Source organism: Flagellimonas lutimaris (genome assembly GCF_003581615.1).
Lineage (GTDB): Bacteria > Bacteroidota > Bacteroidia > Flavobacteriales > Flavobacteriaceae > Flagellimonas > Flagellimonas lutimaris.
This window is the reverse complement of sequence record NZ_QXFH01000070.1, coordinates 36,916-57,799: the sequence shown is the minus strand read 5'-3', so window position 1 is coordinate 57,799 and position 20,884 is coordinate 36,916. Positions and strand designations below refer to the sequence as shown.

The window sequence follows — 20,884 nt, the reverse complement described above, 5'->3', positions numbered from 1 at the left end:
AAACAGTTGGTTTAAAAAATTTGATTCATGAAGTTGAAAAAAACAGATATTCTTAAGGCATTGGAAAAAATATCCGCTCCCGGTGAAGGCCAAAATTTGGTCGAGAGCGGCTCGGTAACCAATGTTCAGGTATTCGGTGATGAGGTCGAAGTGGATGTTACCATCAAAAACCCTAGTCTTCAAGCCAAAAAGAAGACCGAAGTGGAAATTTTGAAGATAATCCACAGCGAGGTTTATGAAAAGGCCAAAATAAAGGTCAACCTAAAGGTTGATGCTCCATCAAAACCTAAGGTGAACCAAATAAAAGGGAATCCGATTCCGGGAATCCAAAATATTATAGCCGTTGCATCCGGTAAAGGGGGCGTAGGTAAATCTACCGTGACCGCTAACTTAGCCGTGACTTTGGCCAAAATGGGCTTTAAAGTAGGATTGTTGGATACCGATATTTACGGACCATCCATGCCCATTATGTTTGATGTAGCTTCGGAAAAACCATTGTCCATCAATGTAGATGGCAAAGCCAAGATGAAGCCAATCGAAAACTATGGCGTTAAGCTGCTTTCCATTGGATTTTTCACCCAACCCAACCAAGCCGTAATATGGAGGGGACCCATGGCAGCAAAAGCATTGAACCAAATGATCTTTGATGCGCATTGGGGAGAATTGGACTTTCTTTTGTTGGATTTGCCTCCAGGAACCGGAGATATCCATTTGAGCATCATGCAATCCTTGCCCGTAACAGGGGCAGTGGTTGTAAGTACACCACAGGAAATCGCATTGGCGGATGCTAGAAAGGGAGTGGCCATGTTCCAACAAGAAGCGATTAATGTACCCGTATTGGGAATCGTGGAGAATATGGCGTATTTTACACCAGCGGAACTACCGGACAATAAGTATCACATTTTTGGTGAAAACGGCGCAAAAAACCTATCGGAAGATCTAGAAGTACCATTTTTAGGAGAGATTCCATTGGTGCAGAGCATCAGGGAGGCAGGTGATGTAGGAAGACCGGCTGCTTTACAAACAGCTACCCCAACAGAAGAAGCCTTTGAAGAGCTTACGAAAAATGTAGTTCAAGAGTTGGTGAGAAGAAATACAGACCTTCCCCCGACCGAAGCAATAAAGATTACAACAATGGCAGGTTGTTCCGCTGTTAAAAAGAAATGAGCATGACAACAATGACATCAGAAGAAACAAAGAGCAATGTGGAAAAGGCGTTGGAAGAGATACGTCCATTTTTACAGAGCGACGGAGGCGATATTACCTTGATTTCCATCGAGGACAACACCGTTAAGGTTCGTTTGGAAGGAAATTGTATTGGGTGCAGTGTGAATCAAATGACGCTGAAGAGTGGCGTGGAAATGACGATTAAGAAATACGCCCCCCAGATTGAAGAGGTAATCAATATCAGCTAACTGATAAAAATCATGAATCCTTTTTTGGGCAAGCAGTAAGTTGCGTGCCAAAATTTCTAGTATATGATCAAAACCGATATTCTGATAATTGGAGCGGGACCTACGGGTCTCTTTGCTGTTTTTGAAGCAGGCCTTTTACAACTCAAATGTCATTTAATCGATGCATTGCCACAAGCAGGCGGTCAATGTTCCGAAATATATCCAAAAAAACCGATTTACGACATTCCTGGATTCCCTGAAGTATTGGCGGGAGATTTGGTGGATAACCTCATGGAACAAATCAAGCCGTTCCAACCCGGTTTTACTTTAGGTGAACGTGCAGAGACGATAGAAAAGTTGGACGATGGTTCCTTTATCGTTACAACCAATAAGGGAACGCAACATCATGCTCCCATTGTTGCCATTGCTGGGGGTCTGGGCAGTTTTGAACCGAGAAAACCATTATTGGAAAACTTGGAAAAGTATGAGGACAACGGTGTTGCCTACATGATAAAAGAACCCGAAATCTATCGGGGTAAAAAAGTATTGATTGCTGGTGGAGGTGATTCCGCTTTGGATTGGTCCATCTTTTTGGCTGATGTTGCCGATGAAGTGACTTTGGTTCACCGTAGAAATGAATTTAGAGGTGCTTTGGATTCCGTGGAGAAAGTACAGCAACTCAAAAATGAGGGCAAAATCAATTTGATAACTCCCGCAGAGGTAGTTTCGCTTAAAGGGGAAGACCACTTGGAGAAAGTGACTGTTAAAAACACCACTACCTCCGAAGAAACAGATGTGGAGGTCGATAATTTTATCCCATTGTTCGGATTGTCGCCCAAGTTGGGTCCCATTTCCGATTGGGGATTGGAGATAGAAAAAAATGCTATCAAGGTAGATAATTCGTTGGATTATCAGACCAATATTCCTGGTATCTACGCTATTGGTGATGTCAACACCTACCCAGGTAAACTGAAATTGATCCTTTGTGGTTTTCACGAAGCGACTTTGATGTGTCAAAGTGCCTATCAGAAAATATTCCCGGATAAAAAATATGTGATGAAATACACTACCGTTGGCGGTGTTACTGGATTTGATGGAAGTAAAAAAGAAGCGCCCAAAGCGGTCGTAAAAGCTATCGACTAAGAATAAAATAAAAATTAAATCGTTAAGGAAACTTCATAGAAGCATTCCGATTAGGTATGAGCGATATTAAATTGAAGATAACCGACCGTGAAGGCGAACTGCACGAAGTGGATGCCCCAACCGATATGAACATGAACCTGATGGAAGTGGTGCGTTCCTATGAACTTGCCCCAGAGGGAACCATTGGAATTTGTGGAGGAATGGCTATGTGCGCTTCTTGCCAATGCTATGTAAAATCTGACCATCAATTACCAGAAAAGTCGGATGATGAAGAGGCCATGTTGGCCGAAGCTTTCTTTGTGAAGGACAATAGCCGTTTGGGTTGCCAAATCCACATTACGGAGGACTTGGACGGTCTCGAAGTCGAATTGGCTCCGGAAGAACCTTAAATCCTCGCTTGGTAGGTAAACAGGTTGTAGTACCTTCCCTCGGAAGCTATCAGTTTTTCGTGGGTGCCCTGTTCCAAGATATGTCCGTTTTCAATTACCAAAATTTGGTCCGCTTTTCGAATGGTGCTCAATCGGTGTGCAATCACAAAGGTGGTTCTACCTTTGGTAAGCTCTCCCAAACTTTTTTGAATAAGTGCTTCGGATTCTGTGTCCAAACTGGAGGTGGCCTCATCCAAAACCAAGATTTTTGGGTCGGCCAAAATAGCTCTTGCAATAGCAATTCGCTGGCGCTGACCACCTGAAAGTTTAACACCGCGTTCCCCGATAAGGGTGTCTAAACCTTTATCAAAACGGTCGGTGAATTCATCCACGTAAGCAGCTTTCACAGCTTCCAATAATTTTTCTTCGCTTGCATCAGGTCGTGGGAAAAGTATGTTCTCACGGATAGTGCCTTCAAATAAAAAATCATCTTGTAGCACAACGCCTAAATGTTGACGGAAACTGTTCAAATTCACTTTGGAAAGATTGTGTCCATCAATCGTGATTGTTCCTGAATCAGGGTTTAAAAAACTGGCGGCCAAGCCAGCAATGGTTGATTTTCCAGAGCCGGAACTACCGACCAAGGCGATAACTTGCCCAGGTTCCACATCAAAATTGATGCTGTGCAGTACTTGTTTGTCTTCCTCATAGGAAAAAGAGACATCAGAAAAAGACATTTTACCAACTATATCATCCAAAATGATGTTTCGATTTTCCTCATCCGATTCTTCCTCCAAATTCATCAATTCCTCGGTACGGTCCAACCCGGCCAATGCTTCTGTTAACTGGCTCCCCACGCTGCTCATTTGAACAATCGGGGCAATCATCAGACCCAACAACACCGTAAATTCCACAAATTCACCTACGGTCAACGTATCTTGAATTATTTTGTAGCCACCAAAACCCATTACGCTGGTAGTAGCAACACCCAGTAAAAAGGTGGACGAACTGGTCATAAAAGCGGTGGTGGTCAAACTCTTTTTTACGTTTTCATACAAACGTTCCACCCCAACCTCAAAAACTTCCTCCTCCTGCTTCTCTGCATTAAAACCTTTAATAACACGAATACCTCCCAAAGTTTCTGTCAATCTACCTTTTACCTCGGCATTTATTTTACCCCGATTTCTGAAAATGGGACGAATTATTTTAAAGGCTTTTAGCGCAATTATGGCAAATATTGTCAGTGGGATAAAGGTAAAAAGCGTCATAAAAACACTAATGTCCATAAGTAATGTCAAGGAAACCACTGCGGTAATAATACCTCCGACCAATTGAACCAAACCAGTACCGATTAAATTCCGAACTCCTTCAACATCAGACATAATTCGGGATACCAGGGCACCCGACTTTGCATTGTCAAAAAAGCGAACGGGCAAAGCGAGCACTTTTTTCTGCACTTGGGCCCTAAGTTCAGAAATCAAGTATTGGGCCTGAACGCTTAAAATTTTGGTCAACAAAAAAGAAGTGACAGCTTGCACTAAAATGGCCAACATAACGCCTGCCACCAAATATTTGAGCATATCCACGTCCTTATTTACGATGACGTCATCAATGAGGTATTTGGATGCAATCGGGGCAACAAAACTGGCTGCCTTGCTAATGGCAATCAAAAAGAGGCCAATAAAAACGAGTTTTCGTTTGGGCCAAATTATGGTTTTAAATGCGGTAAGGATGCTTACTTTTTTATCGGGCATAACAGTTTTTAGAAAGAACCTGCAAGTTACGGCAAATTAAAAAGGATGCCGAATCCATTGTTTTTGAAGTCGGAACAATAACAAATACTATATTTAAGTGCTTGAATTATAAAAACAGCTATGCTAAAGGCAATATGGTTCGGATTTCTTTTTTTGGTTTTCTCGCTGTGTGTCGCACAGGAGGAGTATCCCAAGTTGACGGAAATCGTCACCGATAATGCTAACATTTTCACTGAACCACAACTTGAAACACTGCGAACTAAATTATATCAATTTGAGTCGGAAACCACTAATCAATTAGTGATTTTAACTATAGAAGAATTGGGCAATGAGACCATTGAACAGTACGCTTTGGAAGTCTTCAATCAAAACAAGTTGGGTCAAGAGGGTAAGGACAACGGAATTCTCATCCTTTTCTCTGAACTGGATAGGGAAGTGCGCATTGAGGTTGGTTATGGCTTGGAACCTTACATTACAGACGGCGTAGCCTCACGCATTATCCGAAATACTATGATTCCAAGATTCAAAGAAGAAGATTATTTCGGTGGATTGGATAGTGCTTCGGATCAAATCATGGAGTTTTTGAATAATCCCGAAGCTCTGGAAGAGTTTAAAGCAGAAATAGAGGCTGAAGCAGAAATGCCTTGGTGGCTGTTAGGGATAATTGGTTTGTTCTTAATGATGTTCGTTGTCGCTGGTGGCTTCGTTTTTTATAAAGGCTATTCCACTTTAATTGAGATACTCCGAGGAATGTTCATTGGGAAATTGGCTGTAATCCGAGGTGTATTTATGGCAGGTTTTATGATGCTTCCCTTAATTTTTGGGCTGGCATTCATCGGGATGCCGATATTTTTTATAGTGCTATTGTTAGGCTTTGACGATTTGTTGAATGGATTGGTCAAAGATTTTACTTGGGTCCTATTTGTAGTTGTCGCATTTATTGGACTCACCCTTGTATTGGTTGTCAAAAAAATGAGGACCAAGGGTGATCAAGATTTGAAACTCTCATTTTTTAAATCAGATAAAGATTATATCAGTAAAACTTTTTCCTCTTCTGGCACCCATTCCTTTGGTTCTGGCTCTAGTGGAGGTTCGTCCAGTAGTTTTTCTGGTGGAGGAGGAAGTTCTGGTGGCGGAGGAGCGAGTGGAAGTTGGTAATTGTATCCGATTTGCCGTATTTTCACCAAACTAACTAAACTTGATTCCCGAAATGAGAATTACAATCCTTGCAGTACTTTTTTTGTTTATTTCCTGTTCCGAAAAACCTCAAACTGAGGTAGAGCAATGGGAAGGCCAAGCTGAAAACATTACGATTATTCGAGACGACTTCGGAGTACCTCACATTTATGGCAAAAAAGATGCCGATGCTGTTTTTGGATTGTTATATGCACAATGTGAGGATGATTTTAACCGTGTAGAACGCAATTATATCTGGGCCACAGGTCGTTTAGCGGAAGTTGAAGGGGAAGATGCTTTGTATAGTGATCTTCGCGCAAAACTTTTTATGACCGAAGAAGAGGCCAAGGCCAATTATGAGAAAAGTCCTGAATGGTTAAAAGAACTCTGTGATGCCTTTGCAGATGGAATCAATTATTACTTGCATACACATCCCGAAGTTGAACCCAAACTATTGACCCGTTTTGAGCCTTGGATGCCGATGTACTTTAGTGAAGGGTCCATTGGTGGGGATATCGAGCGTATATCGACCCGAAAAATCAAACGTTTTTATGAGAGTGGGATGGAATTGCCTGAGATGGAAGCCCTTGAAATCAAAAAAGAGGAGGAGATGGCAGAGCCACAAGGTTCCAATGGAATCGCTATTTCTGGAGATTTAACGGAATCAGGAAATGCGATGTTGTTAATTAACCCGCATACTTCATTTTATTTTAGGGGAGAGGTACACGTTGTAAGTGAAGAAGGGTTGAATGCCTATGGTGCCGTGACTTGGGGTCAGTTTTTTGTGTACCAGGGCTTCAACGAGAAAACGGGGTGGATGCATACATCTACCTATACCGATGTGATGGATGAGTTCAAGGAAACCATTGTAAATAATGATGGCAAGCTGTTTTATCAATATGGAGAGGAATTGAGACCTGTAGATTCTAGTTCGGTAACTTTAAAGTATAAGGATGGTGAAAGCCTGAAAGAGAAAACATTCCCAATGTACCGAACCCATCATGGTCCGATTACCCATCAAGTGGGTGACCAATGGACCGCTTCGGCCATGATGTGGGAGCCTGTAAAAGCATTGGAGCAATCCTACATCCGAACCAAACAGGATGGTTATGATGGTTTTAGGGAGATGATGGATATCCGTACGAATTCCTCAAACAATACAGTGTATGCCGATGCCGAAGGTAATATTGCCTATTTTCATGGCAATTTTGTTCCGAAACGCGATACCATTTTTGATTATACCGAACCTGTAGATGGGAGCAATCCGAAAACCGATTGGCAAGGTTTACATACCGTCGATGAAAATATTTTGGTGCTCAACCCAGAAAACGGTTGGATTCAAAACTGTAATTCTACGCCTTATACTTCTGCGCTAGAGTTTAGCCCCAAACAAGAAGATTACCCAAATTATATGTCAAGAAACCAAGAAAATTTTAGAGGAATCCACGCCATTGAGTTGTTGACCGGTCGAAGTGGATATACTTTGGATGGATTGATTGAAATGGCACACGATCCTTATTTGCCAGCCTTCGAAGCATTGATTCCCGGGTTGGTGAGAGCCTATAATGAGAATGCAAAAGCACACCCAGAACTTCAAGAACCGATTGAAGTGCTACAGGAATGGGATTTCACTACGTCAAAAAAATCTATTGCGATGACTTTGGCGCATTATTATGGTACACTTTGTTATTCCAAGGCGGAAAGACCCGAAGGTATGTACTCCATGGAATGGGTTGAATATTGGGGCAGTGAATGGCCCGACGCTCAAAAATTGGATATGTTTCAAGAGGCTCTATCTATATTGGAAAAGGATTTCGGTACTTGGAAAATGCCTTGGGGCGAAGTCAATCGATACCAACGTTTGAACGGGGACATCCGCCAAGCTTTTGATGATGCTAAACCCAGTATTCCAATCGGTTTTGCCAGTGGACGATGGGGTGCATTGGCTGCTTATGGCGCTCGTTACGATAATAACACCAAAAAGATTTATGGTACTCGAGGCAACAGTTTTGTGGCGGCAGTGGAATTTGGCGATAAAGTGAAGGCGAAGACCATGTTAGCTGGAGGTCAAAGCGGAGATCCTGAATCTCCTCACTTTAATGATCAAGCGCAACGCTACGCGGATAAGGAATTTAAAGATGCTGCTTTTTACAAGGAGGATGTTTTAAAACGTGCCGAAGTAACCTATTCACCAGGCGAAAAATATTGAGAAAACTGTTTAGTTGCTTTTTTCTATGCCGCTATCCTCTTCTTTAACAATGATCAGGCTGGCTTTGGAACCTGTGGAAAGGTTCCAGCGGTTGTTGTGAATGACTACACCTTTATCATCGGTTACAATGACCTGCGCTGTATTTGGCCCAGAAGAACCTTGGTTGAGAGCCTCGAACTCTATGCGGTTAAAGCCTTTTACCAAATCTAGGTTTATACCTTTAAATGAGCCGCCAAGCAAAAGATTGTATTCAGCAACCTCACCATTTACATAGATTTTGATTCGGTCACCATCCACATATTCGTGGTCTCTGGCTACAATTCCAACAAATTTTGCGGTAGTTTTAAAATCACCCAAATATTGGTCTCCAAAATGCTCGTTGGCACCTTTTTCTCTTTTTTCAATCACTTTAGGGTCGATGACCATATCATGGCCAGCTTGAAGCAACTCTCGGTCCGGCAACATTTTAACGCCGGGTTTTTCATTTTTGGATGTAAGATTTTCATCTAACACCGAAGGCATGCGAAGTAATGTACCTTGATTGCTTGCTTTTACATCAAGTTTATTGTTATTGCCAATTTTCAATGGTCGTGTAGTGGGTAAGTCCGACGATTGTGCGAATGTCGAAACCAACCCAAAAGTAATTCCCATTAAGGTGAAAATCAGTCTTTTCATAACAAGAGTAAGCAAGTGTCTTGATATAAAATTAGCAAATACCTTGCCACCAACATGATAAATTGTAGTTAAATCGTTAATCTGCAGGCTTTTTTTTGTTTTTCCCTTTCAAACCAAATAGCGGATGCAACAACGGAATCCGTAAAATAATCAGGTCATAAATGAGCCAACTGATACCAAAGGTTCCCACAATTAGTATCATCGCTTTTGGAAAAAGTCCCCAATCCAGGTTCATTAAATAGTAGGCAATGCCAACGGTAATGGTCTGGTGCAAGATGTAGAATGGATAAACGGCCCTGTTTGCGTAGGCAAGTCCGGAACTAGGCTTGTTGAGGTACTTAGCGGCGAAGGCGAAGAGCACTAATATCCAAGACCAAATATTTACTACTTTTAACAATGCTTCAGTGAAATGGATTATATATCCATCTTCAAAAAACAACCAGATTATTGCCTGGCCCGAAAATCCAATAATTCCTAAAATCAAAGCTTTATACTTTATTTTGGAAATTGTTTGCCAAAACACATCTCCCGTAGCTATCATAACAAAACCATAGAAAAATAAGATAATACTGAATGTAAAATTGAACCAATCATCCACCAAGGCATGTGTGATCGGAAAGAAGGGCTCGACCAAGGATTCTGCAAAATACAGCGGAATTACAAATATGTAGATGCCCCATGTTCTTTGAATCAAACGTTTTACCCAATCAATAAAGCGGGTATTGTGTTTTCTTAGGTAAACAAAGAGCGGTGCCAAAATCAATGAAAACACCAAAAGGTAGGGCAAAAACCAAAGGTGGTGCCAACTGTAGTTTCCTTCAGGATAGATGCCATCAAAAGCAATAGTAGTAAAATATTTCCAATACGAGCCTGTAAATGACCCATCCACCAAACGCTCAAAATATACTTGTGGGGGCACTATCAGAATCATGCCTACCACTAAGGGAATCCCTAAACGAAGGAAGCGTTCCCACATGAATTTGCCCATACTTCTTTTGCCCAAGGCATAATAGGTTCCCATACCGGATATAACGAATAGGATGGGCAGTCGCCATTGGTTCAAAAACGACATGGGCCAGCGGAGCCAATCGTAAATCACATTATTTTTTACATGCCAGCCCCAGGGCACAAAAAACATTCCTACGTGGTAAAATATAAGCAGTGCAAACACAATAACACGTAGCCAATCCAAATCGTAGCGTCTGATAGTCGTTTTCATCCTAAAATTTTTTCCAAAGATGAAAAGTGCCAACTAAACAGCGTTATTTTTTGGTTAGGGAAACGTCCTGAATTGCAATTATGGAGAAGTTACCCCCTTTTTTTGCTTCATAAATGCGGAGGGGGATTGTCCAGCATGTTTTTTAAAGGCATTATAAAAGGCGGATTTGGATTTGAACCCAACGGATTGTCCAACAGCTTCTACGGTGAGGTGTTTGAATTCATCATCCAATAATCTTTGTTGTGCCAATGCAATTCTTTTTTGGTTGATGTAATCGTTAAAATTGATTCCAGTTTTGGAGTTGATCAATTTAGAGACTGTATTACTGTTGGTATCCAACCTTTCAGCCACCTTTTTTAGTGTGACATCTTGACGGGAATAATATTGTGATTCCATCATAAAGTTTTCTATGTTTTCAAATTCAATGGAATTGCTGGCCAAGGTCTCATATTTTTCTGAAATCCATGATTTTTCAAAAAACCGCGATTCCGAAATAATGAAAAAGGAGGTGAGAAAAATAGTCACCGTCTGTATTATCCCAACAATATGATCACCACCATCATCATCATAATTCAAGTAAATAAGGAACAAGGCAATCATCAACACAAAAAAGAAAATAACCGTGTTTCTGGAAAAAATGTATTTGTCCACTTTAATATGCTTAGGGGCTACCCATCCTTTTTTCTTGGTTTTTATAACCAATAAAAGTGAAAGCACTAAATAAAACGCAAAACTGAACAGTACCAACCACCTAAACTGGTCCTTGATGTAATGGTAGGAATAGTTAATGTTTCCAGGGACGTCTATGAATCCCAAATCCCTATGGTATGCGCCTAAATAGGCATTGAGCTTTACCTCGGCTGGACTTAGGTAATAGTTGAATTGGGAAACGGCATATAACACCGGCAATACAAAATGGGGCCAATGTTTTTTTAGGGTTATGGGTTTCCGTTCCAATAAGGTATAGAGGAAGAAATAAAGCGTAGGGGTGATAAGGAGCACCAAAAATTCGGTGGAATCGTTCAGGTAGATTACGTATTTCATCAAACCCGTGTAGCAGAGGTATACATCCAAAAACACTAGGCATTGCACTAAAAGTGACCATCCGAATAGATTGATGGCCGATTTTCGATTTGCCCTTAAAAATATGACCAGTGCCAAGAAAAACCCTTGGACAATGCCCAATAGCATAATGTGGGACGCAAGGTCGTAGTGAATGGGAATTTGATCAAATATAATCTTTACATCATCCATGTTATGGGCGTAAATTGTATCTTGGAGACAAAGTAAAAACGAAAAGTACCAATCTTTTTTTAATCAACCGACCACTATAATGAAAAAGCGACAATTCTTACGTTACATGGGAAGTGCCGCCATGGCTGCCCCACTTTTTCCAATTACGCTGGATAACGTTAAACTCAAAGAAATGCCATATCCGGATAAAGATAGCGAGGCATTTTGGGAACGGATACGAAAAGATTATAGATTGAAATCCGATTACATCAATTTAGAAAGCGGATACTACAATATTGTTCCCACCCCCATTCTTGAAAAATACATGGAGCATATACAGCATGTAAATTACGAAGGCTCTTATTACATGCGGACCGTACAATGGGAGAACAAGAAAAAGGCGGCTGCACGGTTAGCTGAACTGGTGAACTGCTCGGAGAAAGAGTTGGTTATTACCCGAAATACTACCGAATCTTTGGATATGATTATTGGGGGGTATCCATGGAAAAAGGGTGATGAGGCTGTTTTTGCGGTTCAGGATTATGGAGCAATGCAAGTGCACTTTCACCAAATGGAAGATCGGTATGGGATAGTTTGCAAAAAAGTATCACTGCCCAACCGCCCTGAATCTGATGAGGAAATTGTGTCCCTCTATCAATCGCAGATTACATCCAAGACTAAATTATTGATGGTTTGCCACATGGTGAACGTTACAGGACAAATTTTACCAGTCAGAAAAATTTGTGACATGGCTCATTCACATGGTGTTGAGGTGATGGTGGATGGTGCCCATTGTGTTGGACATATAGATGTTGATTTGGCCGAATTGGATTGCGATTACTATGGTTCAAGTTTGCACAAATGGCTATGTGCCCCTTTAGGGGCGGGAATGCTGTATGTGGCCGAGAAGAAAATTCCCAAAATTTGGCCCTTATTGGCAGAACACGAGACCGATAAGACCAAAATACGAAGGTTGAACCATACGGGAACCCATCCAGTGCATACGGACTTGACCATAAACGATTCTATAGATTATCTGGAAATGATTGGCATGGAGCGGAAGGAAAAGCGAATGCGTTATTTACAACGATATTGGAGTGATCAGTTGAGGAACGTGGATAATGTGGTGATAAACACTCCTATTGAACTTCATAGGAGCTGTGGAATTGCTAACGTGGGTCTCAAAAACATGAAACCAAGCGATATGGCCAAAACCTTATTGGATGAATTTAACGTTTGGACCGTGGCCATTGATTTTGAAAATGTGCATGGGTGTAGGATTACTCCAAATGTTTTTACTACTACCGAAGAGTTAGATCAATTTGTAGATGCTATTAAAACAATGGCAAAACGAGCTTAGTGATCGATGTAATCTTGAAGTTTTTCTGGGCCTTCCAATAAAACCCGAACAATTTGAAGTGTACCATCGGGCTTGGTATCAATATGCCATTTGATGAGGGAGATTTTCCCATTCTCAATCTCGATCCCTGTAATGCTCCTTGGATGAACACAGCTCCCATCATTAAAAAAAGGAATTTGACCAGGTTCTGGAAACCGAGGTCGATGCGTGTGTCCTGCGAGTGTAATAAGCAAGTTTTTCTTTAAAATCCAACGTTTGATACGCTTTTCAATGCGGATAAGCTCCTTATAATTTTTGGCTGGACTGGTGGGGTCAGCAATACCCACCACCTGTAGCGGTTTCCATAAAATTCGAACCAAAAACCTGCCGATACGCCAACACACATAATTCCACCAATCCGCTTGATGGCCGTGGACACAAAAAATTTCCTGACCGGTATCGGTATGTTTTAAAATGAGCGCTTCATGATAGGTGATGCCTTCGAAAAGTTCTTTGTCGGAGCCATCAATAGGTTCAAAATAATGGGAGAGATGTTTGTCCACATAATCAGGATCCCTATACACCATATCGTGATTGCCCCAGAGCATGTGGAGCCGTTTCTCTAAATGGAACCGTCGTAAAAGTTGATACACATTTTTATGCGCCTCAATAATTGAATCAAAACTTAGATTTTCCCAAAGCTCGTCTCCATCTCCAAGTTCAATATAATTAAAGCCTTCCCTGTAATAATGGTTCAATGCATGGAAATAAATGTTTCGGTTATTGGCGAAGTCGTCCGCAAAACTATTGTCTCCACGATGACAATCACTAAAAAAGATAAATTTGGAATCCTCATCGAATGGAATCCTCATTGCGTTTTTGTAGGCTCTGTCTAATCGTGTTGAAGAGGACATGGAAAAGTTTTTGCTAAATATCCTTAAAAATGGTGATTTGTCCATAAAGATATCTATTAATGGGCATGCATTCCTACTTTTTGTAACTTTGACGGCTAAACCTCGACTAACTTGGGAATGAAGCACGATTACCACTCGGAAAGCCCACTTGTTCAATTAGTAAGTTTCAACAAATTGTTGGAACATTATGATGAACAGCTTAGTAGCTCCAATCCACATGTTGCTGCAAGGGCAAAATATGTGTTGGAGACACAGGCTTCGTACCCAGAATTGAGAGAAGGTTTTTCTGATTTGTCTTTGTTGGACAAACACAAGGATGTGATTCGAGTGATTTTGGAGGACTCTTTTTCTCCAATTTTAACTAAGAATGAAATAAAGACGGCATCCACACCCTTTGAAAATTTGGTATTCAACTCTTCTGAGCGGTTTCGTCAAATCTTGAAAGATGCAGGGGAGGATTTTGACTTGGAAATAACCAATATACCTTACGAGTTCGGATACATTATGAGATGTACCGTAATCTTAAAGTTCTATTACGGCTATAATTTAGATTTTAGGCGTCCTTTCTTTTATGACATTCCAGACACCAATGGAGTGATGCGTAGGTACCGTATTTTGTACAATGCGGATTTTATGGAAATTATTCCAACCGACAAGGCCAAGGAGATTACACAAGATGATGTGGATGAGTTGTTGGACAACTTTTACAACTTGGATTTGTGGAAAGAAAAAATACCACCAAATAGTTTTACCGCTAAAGGCTTTGTAATATCTAATATGTTCGATGTAACTGCCGAACATTCCGTTTCTGAAATAAAGTCAACCTTGATAGGTAGGACCCAAAGGGGCAAGGAGTCCTTTATGGAGAATTTTGAAGACACTTTCAGGTCCTTTTTTAAACTTAACGATATAAAGGTTGGTTTTGCGGGTTATGATTCGGGAGCCAATCATTTTTTTAAGATATACGGTAAAGGCATGGACAGTTATATCCTCAACGGTAAGGATACGGAGGAATGCGATTCTACATTTTGTAATTATTCCCATGGAAAACTGTTCAAAGAGAATAAGTATTTCGCTATCTCTAACGTGGAGAAATATTATAAAAAAACAGAGGGTAAAGTTCAGCCCTATAAAAACTTAATGGATCAAGGCATTAAAAGTGCCATTTTGGCGCCAATTTCTGTCAATGGAGAGCTATTGGGTGTCCTTGAGCTGGTTTCTGGTAAAGTGAACGAGCTAAACAGTGTTAACGCAAACAAGTTGGACGATGTAATGCCGTACATTATTGCGGCTGTAATGCGAACCATTGAGGAAGAGGAGAACTTAATTGATGCGGTTATTCAGCACGAGTGTACCTCTGTGCATCCATCGGTATATTGGAAGTTCCAAGAAGAGGCCAAGCGCTTTATGGCTGATGAATTAGCCGGCAACGAACCCATGTTTGAAGAAATTGTTTTCAAAGATGTGTACCCGTTATATGGACAAATAGATATAAAGGATTCTGCAAAGGAACGTAATCTTGCCATCCAAAGGGATTTAATGATACAGCTTTCTGAAATCAATGATGTTTTGGAAATCGCTTTCAAAAAATACAAGCTTCCCATTTATGAGGAGTTAATGTTCAGAGTAAACAATTATTTGAATGAGGTTAAGGAGGCATTGTTTACCCATACCGAACAAGCCGTCTTTGATTTTGTAAAGGAAGAAGTGGACCCCGTATTCAATCATCTTCAAAAAGAGGATGACGAAATTGTTGTGCTTTTAGATAAATATAACGAGAAGATAGACAGGGCCACCGAAAGCTACTATGATCATCGTAGAAATTATGACAATAGTGTCATGGAGGCCAATATGAAACTAGCTGCTCTTTTGGATAAAAAACAAGAGGAGGCCCAAGACATGTTCCCGCATTATTTTGAACGTTACAAGACTGATGGGGTGGAGCATAATATGTACATAGGAAACTCCATTGCAAAGGATAAGGAATTCAACGAACTTTTCTTGTGCAATCTAAGGTTGTGGCAGCTTCAGCTTATGTGCGAGATGGAGAATAAGTACTACGCTCTAAAGCCACATCTTCCAGTTAAATTGGATGTGGCATCCTTGGTTTTGGTCTATAGCACTTCTCTGGCCATTCGTTTTAGAATGGATGAAAAGCGTTTTGATGTAGATGGCACATACAACGCCAGATATGAAGTCATCAAAAAGCGTATTGACAAATCCTTTATTAAGGGGACCAACGAGCGCCTTACACAAAAAGGAAAGCTGGCCATTGTGTATTCGCAACGCAAGGACGAGAAAGAATATCTGCGTTACATTAGTTTTTTAAAGGCCAAGGGATACTTTACCAACAACATTGAGATTGTGGAATTGGAAGGGGTTCAAGGAGTATCTGGATTAAAGGCGATAAGGGCTGAGATTTTATATCAAAAGGACAAAAAATCGGAGCGTACCTATACTTACGATGACTTAATGGAAGAACTAAACTCCTAATTTTTTTAAAAAATCAATCTCTCCGGGCCAAAAAATCGAAAAGCAATTCCAAAGGCAATAACAGATATAATGATGCCGAACATAAAAATGTTGTAGGTTAAACGCAGTATCTTATATTTTCTGTTTAAAACAATTCCCAAATAGTAGAGGTCTTTTGTAAGTGAAGAGTATACATAATCCTTATCCTTTACCAGTTCTTGTACCGCCGACTGGTATTCCTCAAGACCCATTTGGTGGAAATTACCGAAGAACAATAGGTTCACCCTTCTTTTTTCCACATCTTCTTTGGTGAATTTACCGCTTGTAATATTAGGTCGGGTAGCCAACACGGACAAGACCATGGAAACAACGCTGAACAGAATCAATATGAACGTGGGATAGATCATATAGGTATTGGATGGATTGTCCAGTTTGGTAAGTAGGTTGGCCAATACCAATGAAATAATAATGGCATTCACGGACAACAATATATTTGCCTTTGTGTCGGCAATATCACTGAGCTTTAGGTGATTTCTCAAGGTCACCCGATACAAGGTCTGAACACTTCTATCAGGACTTTCACTTTTATATTTTGCTTTTAAAGCTTCCTTTTTGGCAATCTTTTTTTCGGCCTTTTTCTCTTTGAGCAGTTTTTTTAGATTCTGTTGTTTTCCCTCTTCCCAATTCTCCTTGGCATAGTCCGTGAAAAAATTATGCTTTGTTCGGAACATTTTAATGTTCTTGTCCCGCCATTCTTTGGCAGAATAATCAGCGACTCCTAATTCTTTGAGTTCCTCTTTTAAAAAATCGGTGGTTTCCCAATAACTTTTCTTGGCAAAATGGGATATATCTGCATCCCTTATGATTCCTTCCATGAGGTTGGAAGGCGTGTTGCACATTTTTGTTGCCATAATCAACGAGCATACTTGCTCAATACCTTCAGGCTGGTAATCGTTTTTTTCGAGAAACTCTCTGGCAATTTCACAACTACTTTCTTCATGGTCTTCCCAACCTTTTATATGGCCAACATCGTGGAACCATGAGGCCAGTAATAACCTCTCGTTTTCAACCTCTTCAAGATTATAATAATTGAGCAATTCTTTAGTACTTTTAACCACTCGTTGGGTATGTCGCAAGTTATGGTACAAGAACTTGGAATCAAGTTTTTCCGTTAATAGTTTAGAAACGAAGTGTTTAGTTTTATCAACAATTTCCGACATATCTCCTAATTGGGACATCCAAATTACAAAATTTTGGAATCAACCTTGTCGGATATGAAGAAACATTACTTACTCGTCTTATTAATTATTTTGGTGTATGGTTGCGCTACCTATGAAACCAAATACGCCGAACCTTTTTCTATTACTACCGAATTAAACCAAAAGGAGGTTGAGCATACTTTTTATTTAATAGGTGATGCCGGTAAATCCCCAATAGGCGAGCTCAATCCCACATTAAAGGAATTTAAAAAGGTTCTTGATGGCGCAGATAGCAATAGCACTGCTATTTTTTTAGGAGACAATATATATCCTGCGGGATTTGTTGATAAGGATGATGATCGCGATGGTTATGAACGCTCTAAACACTATTTGGATGCGCAATTGGCCACCTTGGAAAATTTTAAGGGAAACACCATTTTTATTCCAGGTAATCACGATTGGTACAGCAATGGGTTAAAGGGTCTTAAAAGGGAGGAAGAATATGTTGAGGACGTATTGGATGATAATGAGGCTTTTCAACCAGAAAATGGTTGCCCTATCGAGGACATTGAAATCAATGAAAATACAATGGTCATTGCCATAGATACAGAATGGTACCTTGTCAATTGGGACAAGCACCCGACCATAAACGATGAATGTGAAATAAAGGACAGGGAGCGTTTTTTTGAGGAGCTGGAGGGTTTGATCAAAAAGAACAGGGACAAAACCGTAATCATAGCCATGCACCATCCTATGTTTTCCTATGGTTCGCACGGTGGTCAATTTTCCTTTAAACAAGGAATGTATCCCAGCGGAGGAAAGGTGCCATTGCCAATTTTCGGGTCTGCAATCAATCTCATGAGAAAAACTTCCGGAGCCACAGCAGAGGATTTGTCCAATAAAAAGTACAATGAGTTAAAGAACAGGATACTTACCCTTTCACAATATTCCGATAAGGTAATTTTTGCTTCAGGACACGAGCATACGCTTCAGTACATCGAGGGATATGGCAAACCTCAAATTGTAAGTGGCTCCGGAGCAAAAACTGGAGCTACCCGACTGTTGAACGGCAGTAAATTTTCAACAGGAAGAAATGGATATGCGATTTTAAAGGTGTTTAAAGATGGTTCGTCTCAAGTTGAGTTTTACGGTGCCAATGCCAATTCAACCACCCTATTATATCAAACGGAAGTGTTGCCGCCCGATAGGTCAAATAAAAAGGTGGAACTTTCTGATGATTTTCCAGCATACAAAATGGCCTCAGTTTATGAGCCAGAGCAAATAGATAAGAGTGGATTTCATAAATGGTTATGGGGGGAACGGTACAGAAAATACTATGGGACCATAGTTAAGGCTCCCACTGTGCGATTGGACACCCTTTTCGGAGGATTGACCGTTGTTAGAAAGGGAGGGGGGAATCAATCCAACTCATTACGATTGGCTGATCGGGAAGGCAGGGAATATGTGATGAGGGGCTTGCGAAAAAGTGCCGAAAGATACCTGCAGGCCATTGCCTTCCAAGATCAATATATTATTGGACAATTTGACGATACATACACGGAAAAATTGTTATTGGATCTTTATACTGGGGCACATCCCTACGCTCCTTTTACTATGGATAAACTATCGGGTGCCCTTGGGATATACCATACCAACCCTAAGTTGTACTACGTTCCCAAACAATCTGTTTTGGGAGATTTCAATAAGGAGTTTGGTGATGAGTTGTATATGATCGAGGAGCACGTTTCCGATGATCACGATAATTTGGAAAGCTTTGGATTCACCAAAAAAATCGAGAGCACCTACGACCTTTTGGACAAACTCCGAGAAGATGAGGAGTATAGCATCGACCAGAAAGAATATGTAAAAGCTCGCCTTTTTGATATCCTTGTTGGCGACTGGGATAGGCACGTAGATCAATGGCGGTGGGCCGAATTTGAGACCGAAGATGGAAATAAAATGTACAAACCAATTCCGAGGGACAGAGACCAGGTATTTTCGCGCTGGGGAGATGGACTCATCATGAATTTTGGCTCCAGAGCGGTTCCAGGTCTACGTATTTTTGAAGGATTCCATGAAAAAATAAGGAGCGTAAAAGGATTTACATCGTCACCAAGAACATTTGCTTTGGATATGGCTCTGTTATCGGAAGTGGATTTGGATACATGGATGGACCAGGCCAAGTTTATTCAGAAAAACTTGAATGCAGAAATTATTGATGACGCCTTTATGGCCTTTCCCGAAGAAGTTCGGGATGAAACTTTGACCGAGATCAAAAATATACTTCTGGCCAGAAAGAAAAATCTGGTCCAAACAGCAACTGACTACTTTGCCGTTTTGAATAAGTATAGTGTGATTACCGGAACGGATAAAGACGATTATTTCAATATTGTTTCCTTGCCCAACGGAGATGTTGAGGTAAAAGCATACCGCATAAAAGGAGGCGAGAAGACAGATCTTTTTTTTAACAAGGTGTATAACCCGGATTATACTAAGGAAATTTGGATCTATGGTTTGGATGATGATGATGTGTTCGATGCCAAAACAGAAACATCAAAAATAAAAGTGCGCATTATTGGTGGACAGAACAATGATGTTTATAAAATTTCCGAAAACTCACAAAAACTGCTGGTCTACGATTTCAAGTCCAAGAAAAACACCCTGGATGAAGCTTATGGAGGGAAAATCAACTTGATAAATGATTACAATACCAATACTTACGAGTTTTTAAATATTAAAGGAAGTAATAACCAGATACTACCAACAATAGGTTTTAATCCTGATGATGGGGTTAGGATAGGTTTGACCGATACCTATACATTTAATGGGTTCAGAAAAAATCCGTTTACACAACAGCATACGGTTAACGCGGCCTATTATTTTGCAACCAATGGTTTTGATTTAGGATATAGGGGAGAGTTTGCCCACGTGTTTAATAAGGTAAACCTAGAACTACATGCCCTATTTACCAGTCCCAATTTTACTAGAAATTTTTTCGGCTTCGGAAATGAAACTGTTAATAATGACGATGATGAACCTCAGGGATTGGATTACAACAGGGTCCGAATACGAACCCTTAAGTTTGCTCCTTCCTTGGTATGGCGTGGATTTTTCGGTTCTAAAATACGATTGGGCGTTGCTTACGAGAATATTGAGATTGAAGAAACTGAAGATAGGTTTATCAATGAGTTTTACTTAGAAAATGGAGAGGAAAATCATTTGAGTTTCTTTGGCGTTGATGCTGAATACAGCTATTCCAACACCGATAACGAAGCATTTCCAACATTGGGAATGGCGTTTGCTTTGGAGGGTGGTTTTAAGACCAATTTGGATGATTCATCCAGAACGTTTGGGTACATTATCCCTGTATTTTCCATGGACCATAAGCTTACTGCGGACGGACAATTGGTCTTGGCCACTAAATTTAAAGGGCATTTTACCATTGGGAATGGCTACGAATTTTATCAAGCTGCCAGCATTGGGGGCAACAACGGTCTTCGAGGCTTCCGTTTCCAGCGGTTTTCAGGTAAAACGGCCTATTTTCAAAACACAGATTTACGATATAGTTTTAGGCGCACAAAGACAGGTATTCTTCCGGTAACCCCGGGTGTTTATGGAGGGTTCGATTATGGTCGTGTTTGGTTCCCGGGTGAAGAATCAGACAAATGGCACAATTCTTATGGAGGTGGATTTTTCCTGAATGGTGCAGATGTGCTGTCTGCTAATTTTGGGCTATTTAATAGTGCGGATGGTCTACGTTTTGCCTTTGGCCTTGGATTTGGATTTTAA

The 20,884-nt window shown here is 40.6% G+C and carries 15 protein-coding genes; 9 read left to right on the top strand and 6 right to left on the bottom strand.

Going from position 1 to position 20,884, the window contains the following annotated elements; translation table 11 throughout:
* Positions 1–27: 27 nt before the first annotated feature.
* The 4 genes from D2V08_RS04660 (at position 28) to D2V08_RS04645 (ending at position 2,926) form a co-directional block, all read left to right on the top strand.
* Positions 28–1,167 carry an Mrp/NBP35 family ATP-binding protein gene (locus tag D2V08_RS04660; protein ID WP_119606914.1) on the top strand — a complete coding sequence of 380 codons (1,140 nt, stop codon included), beginning with the start codon at positions 28–30 and terminating at the stop codon, positions 1,165–1,167.
* A gap of 11 nt (positions 1,168–1,178) precedes the next feature.
* A complete protein-coding gene (locus tag D2V08_RS04655; protein WP_119607701.1) occupies positions 1,179–1,415 on the top strand; it encodes a NifU family protein in 237 nt (78 codons plus the stop codon).
* A gap of 63 nt (positions 1,416–1,478) precedes the next feature.
* Positions 1,479–2,537 (top strand): NAD(P)/FAD-dependent oxidoreductase, encoded by a 1,059-nt coding sequence (locus tag D2V08_RS04650; RefSeq protein WP_119606913.1) that lies wholly within the window; start codon positions 1,479–1,481, stop codon positions 2,535–2,537.
* A gap of 56 nt (positions 2,538–2,593) precedes the next feature.
* Complete coding sequence (locus tag D2V08_RS04645; protein ID WP_100816456.1) at positions 2,594–2,926, top strand: 2Fe-2S iron-sulfur cluster-binding family protein; 333 nt, start codon at positions 2,594–2,596, stop codon at positions 2,924–2,926.
* Here D2V08_RS04645 and D2V08_RS04640 read toward each other — a convergent pair.
* On the bottom strand, positions 2,923–4,659 hold the full coding sequence (locus tag D2V08_RS04640) for an ABC transporter ATP-binding protein (protein WP_119606912.1): 1,737 nt from the start codon (positions 4,657–4,659) through the stop codon (positions 2,923–2,925). The genes D2V08_RS04645 and D2V08_RS04640 overlap by 4 nt on opposite strands.
* A gap of 120 nt (positions 4,660–4,779) precedes the next feature.
* Between D2V08_RS04640 and D2V08_RS04635 the strand changes: the two genes are divergently transcribed.
* Together D2V08_RS04635 and D2V08_RS04630 are read left to right on the top strand one after the other, a co-directional pair.
* Complete coding sequence (locus D2V08_RS04635; protein WP_119606911.1) at positions 4,780–5,817, top strand: TPM domain-containing protein; 1,038 nt, start codon at positions 4,780–4,782, stop codon at positions 5,815–5,817.
* A gap of 52 nt (positions 5,818–5,869) precedes the next feature.
* A complete protein-coding gene (locus D2V08_RS04630; RefSeq protein WP_119606910.1) occupies positions 5,870–8,044 on the top strand; it encodes an acylase in 2,175 nt (724 codons plus the stop codon).
* A gap of 9 nt (positions 8,045–8,053) precedes the next feature.
* On the opposite strand, the gene D2V08_RS04625 is transcribed toward D2V08_RS04630, so the two are convergent.
* From D2V08_RS04625 to D2V08_RS04615, 3 genes are all read right to left on the bottom strand, one after another.
* Entirely contained in the window at positions 8,054–8,719 is a 666-nt protein-coding gene (locus D2V08_RS04625) for a hypothetical protein (RefSeq protein WP_119606909.1), read from the bottom strand.
* Positions 8,720–8,795: 76 nt separating this feature from the next.
* On the bottom strand, positions 8,796–9,938 hold the full coding sequence (locus D2V08_RS04620) for an acyltransferase family protein (protein ID WP_182835488.1): 1,143 nt from the start codon (positions 9,936–9,938) through the stop codon (positions 8,796–8,798).
* A 78-nt stretch (positions 9,939–10,016) separates the two neighbouring features.
* Positions 10,017–11,192, bottom strand: coding sequence for a helix-turn-helix domain-containing protein (locus D2V08_RS04615; RefSeq protein ID WP_119606908.1), 1,176 nt, complete (start codon positions 11,190–11,192; stop codon positions 10,017–10,019).
* Between the two features lie 79 nt (positions 11,193–11,271).
* On the opposite strand from D2V08_RS04615, the gene D2V08_RS04610 reads away from it, so the two are divergent.
* Positions 11,272–12,531, top strand: a complete 1,260-nt coding sequence (locus D2V08_RS04610) for an aminotransferase class V-fold PLP-dependent enzyme (RefSeq protein ID WP_119606907.1) — start codon at positions 11,272–11,274, stop codon at positions 12,529–12,531.
* Here D2V08_RS04610 and D2V08_RS04605 read toward each other — a convergent pair.
* Positions 12,528–13,424 carry a metallophosphoesterase gene (locus tag D2V08_RS04605; RefSeq protein WP_119606906.1) on the bottom strand — a complete coding sequence of 299 codons (897 nt, stop codon included), beginning with the start codon at positions 13,422–13,424 and terminating at the stop codon, positions 12,528–12,530. The two genes, D2V08_RS04610 and D2V08_RS04605, sit on opposite strands and share 4 nt — an antisense overlap.
* Positions 13,425–13,541: 117 nt before the next feature.
* Here D2V08_RS04605 and D2V08_RS04600 point away from each other — a divergent pair, with 117 nt between their 5' ends.
* Positions 13,542–15,917: a GAF domain-containing protein gene (locus D2V08_RS04600; protein WP_119606905.1), complete on the top strand. Its 2,376-nt coding sequence runs from the start codon at positions 13,542–13,544 to the stop codon at positions 15,915–15,917.
* Positions 15,918–15,922: 5 nt separating this feature from the next.
* Here the strand turns inward: D2V08_RS04600 and D2V08_RS04595 are convergent, their stop codons facing one another.
* Positions 15,923–17,116, bottom strand: a complete 1,194-nt coding sequence (locus D2V08_RS04595; RefSeq protein ID WP_119607699.1) for a Pycsar system effector family protein — start codon at positions 17,114–17,116, stop codon at positions 15,923–15,925.
* Between the two features lie 54 nt (positions 17,117–17,170).
* Here D2V08_RS04595 and D2V08_RS04590 point away from each other — a divergent pair, with 54 nt between their 5' ends.
* A complete protein-coding gene (locus D2V08_RS04590; RefSeq protein ID WP_119607698.1) occupies positions 17,171–20,884 on the top strand; it encodes a metallophosphoesterase in 3,714 nt (1,237 codons plus the stop codon).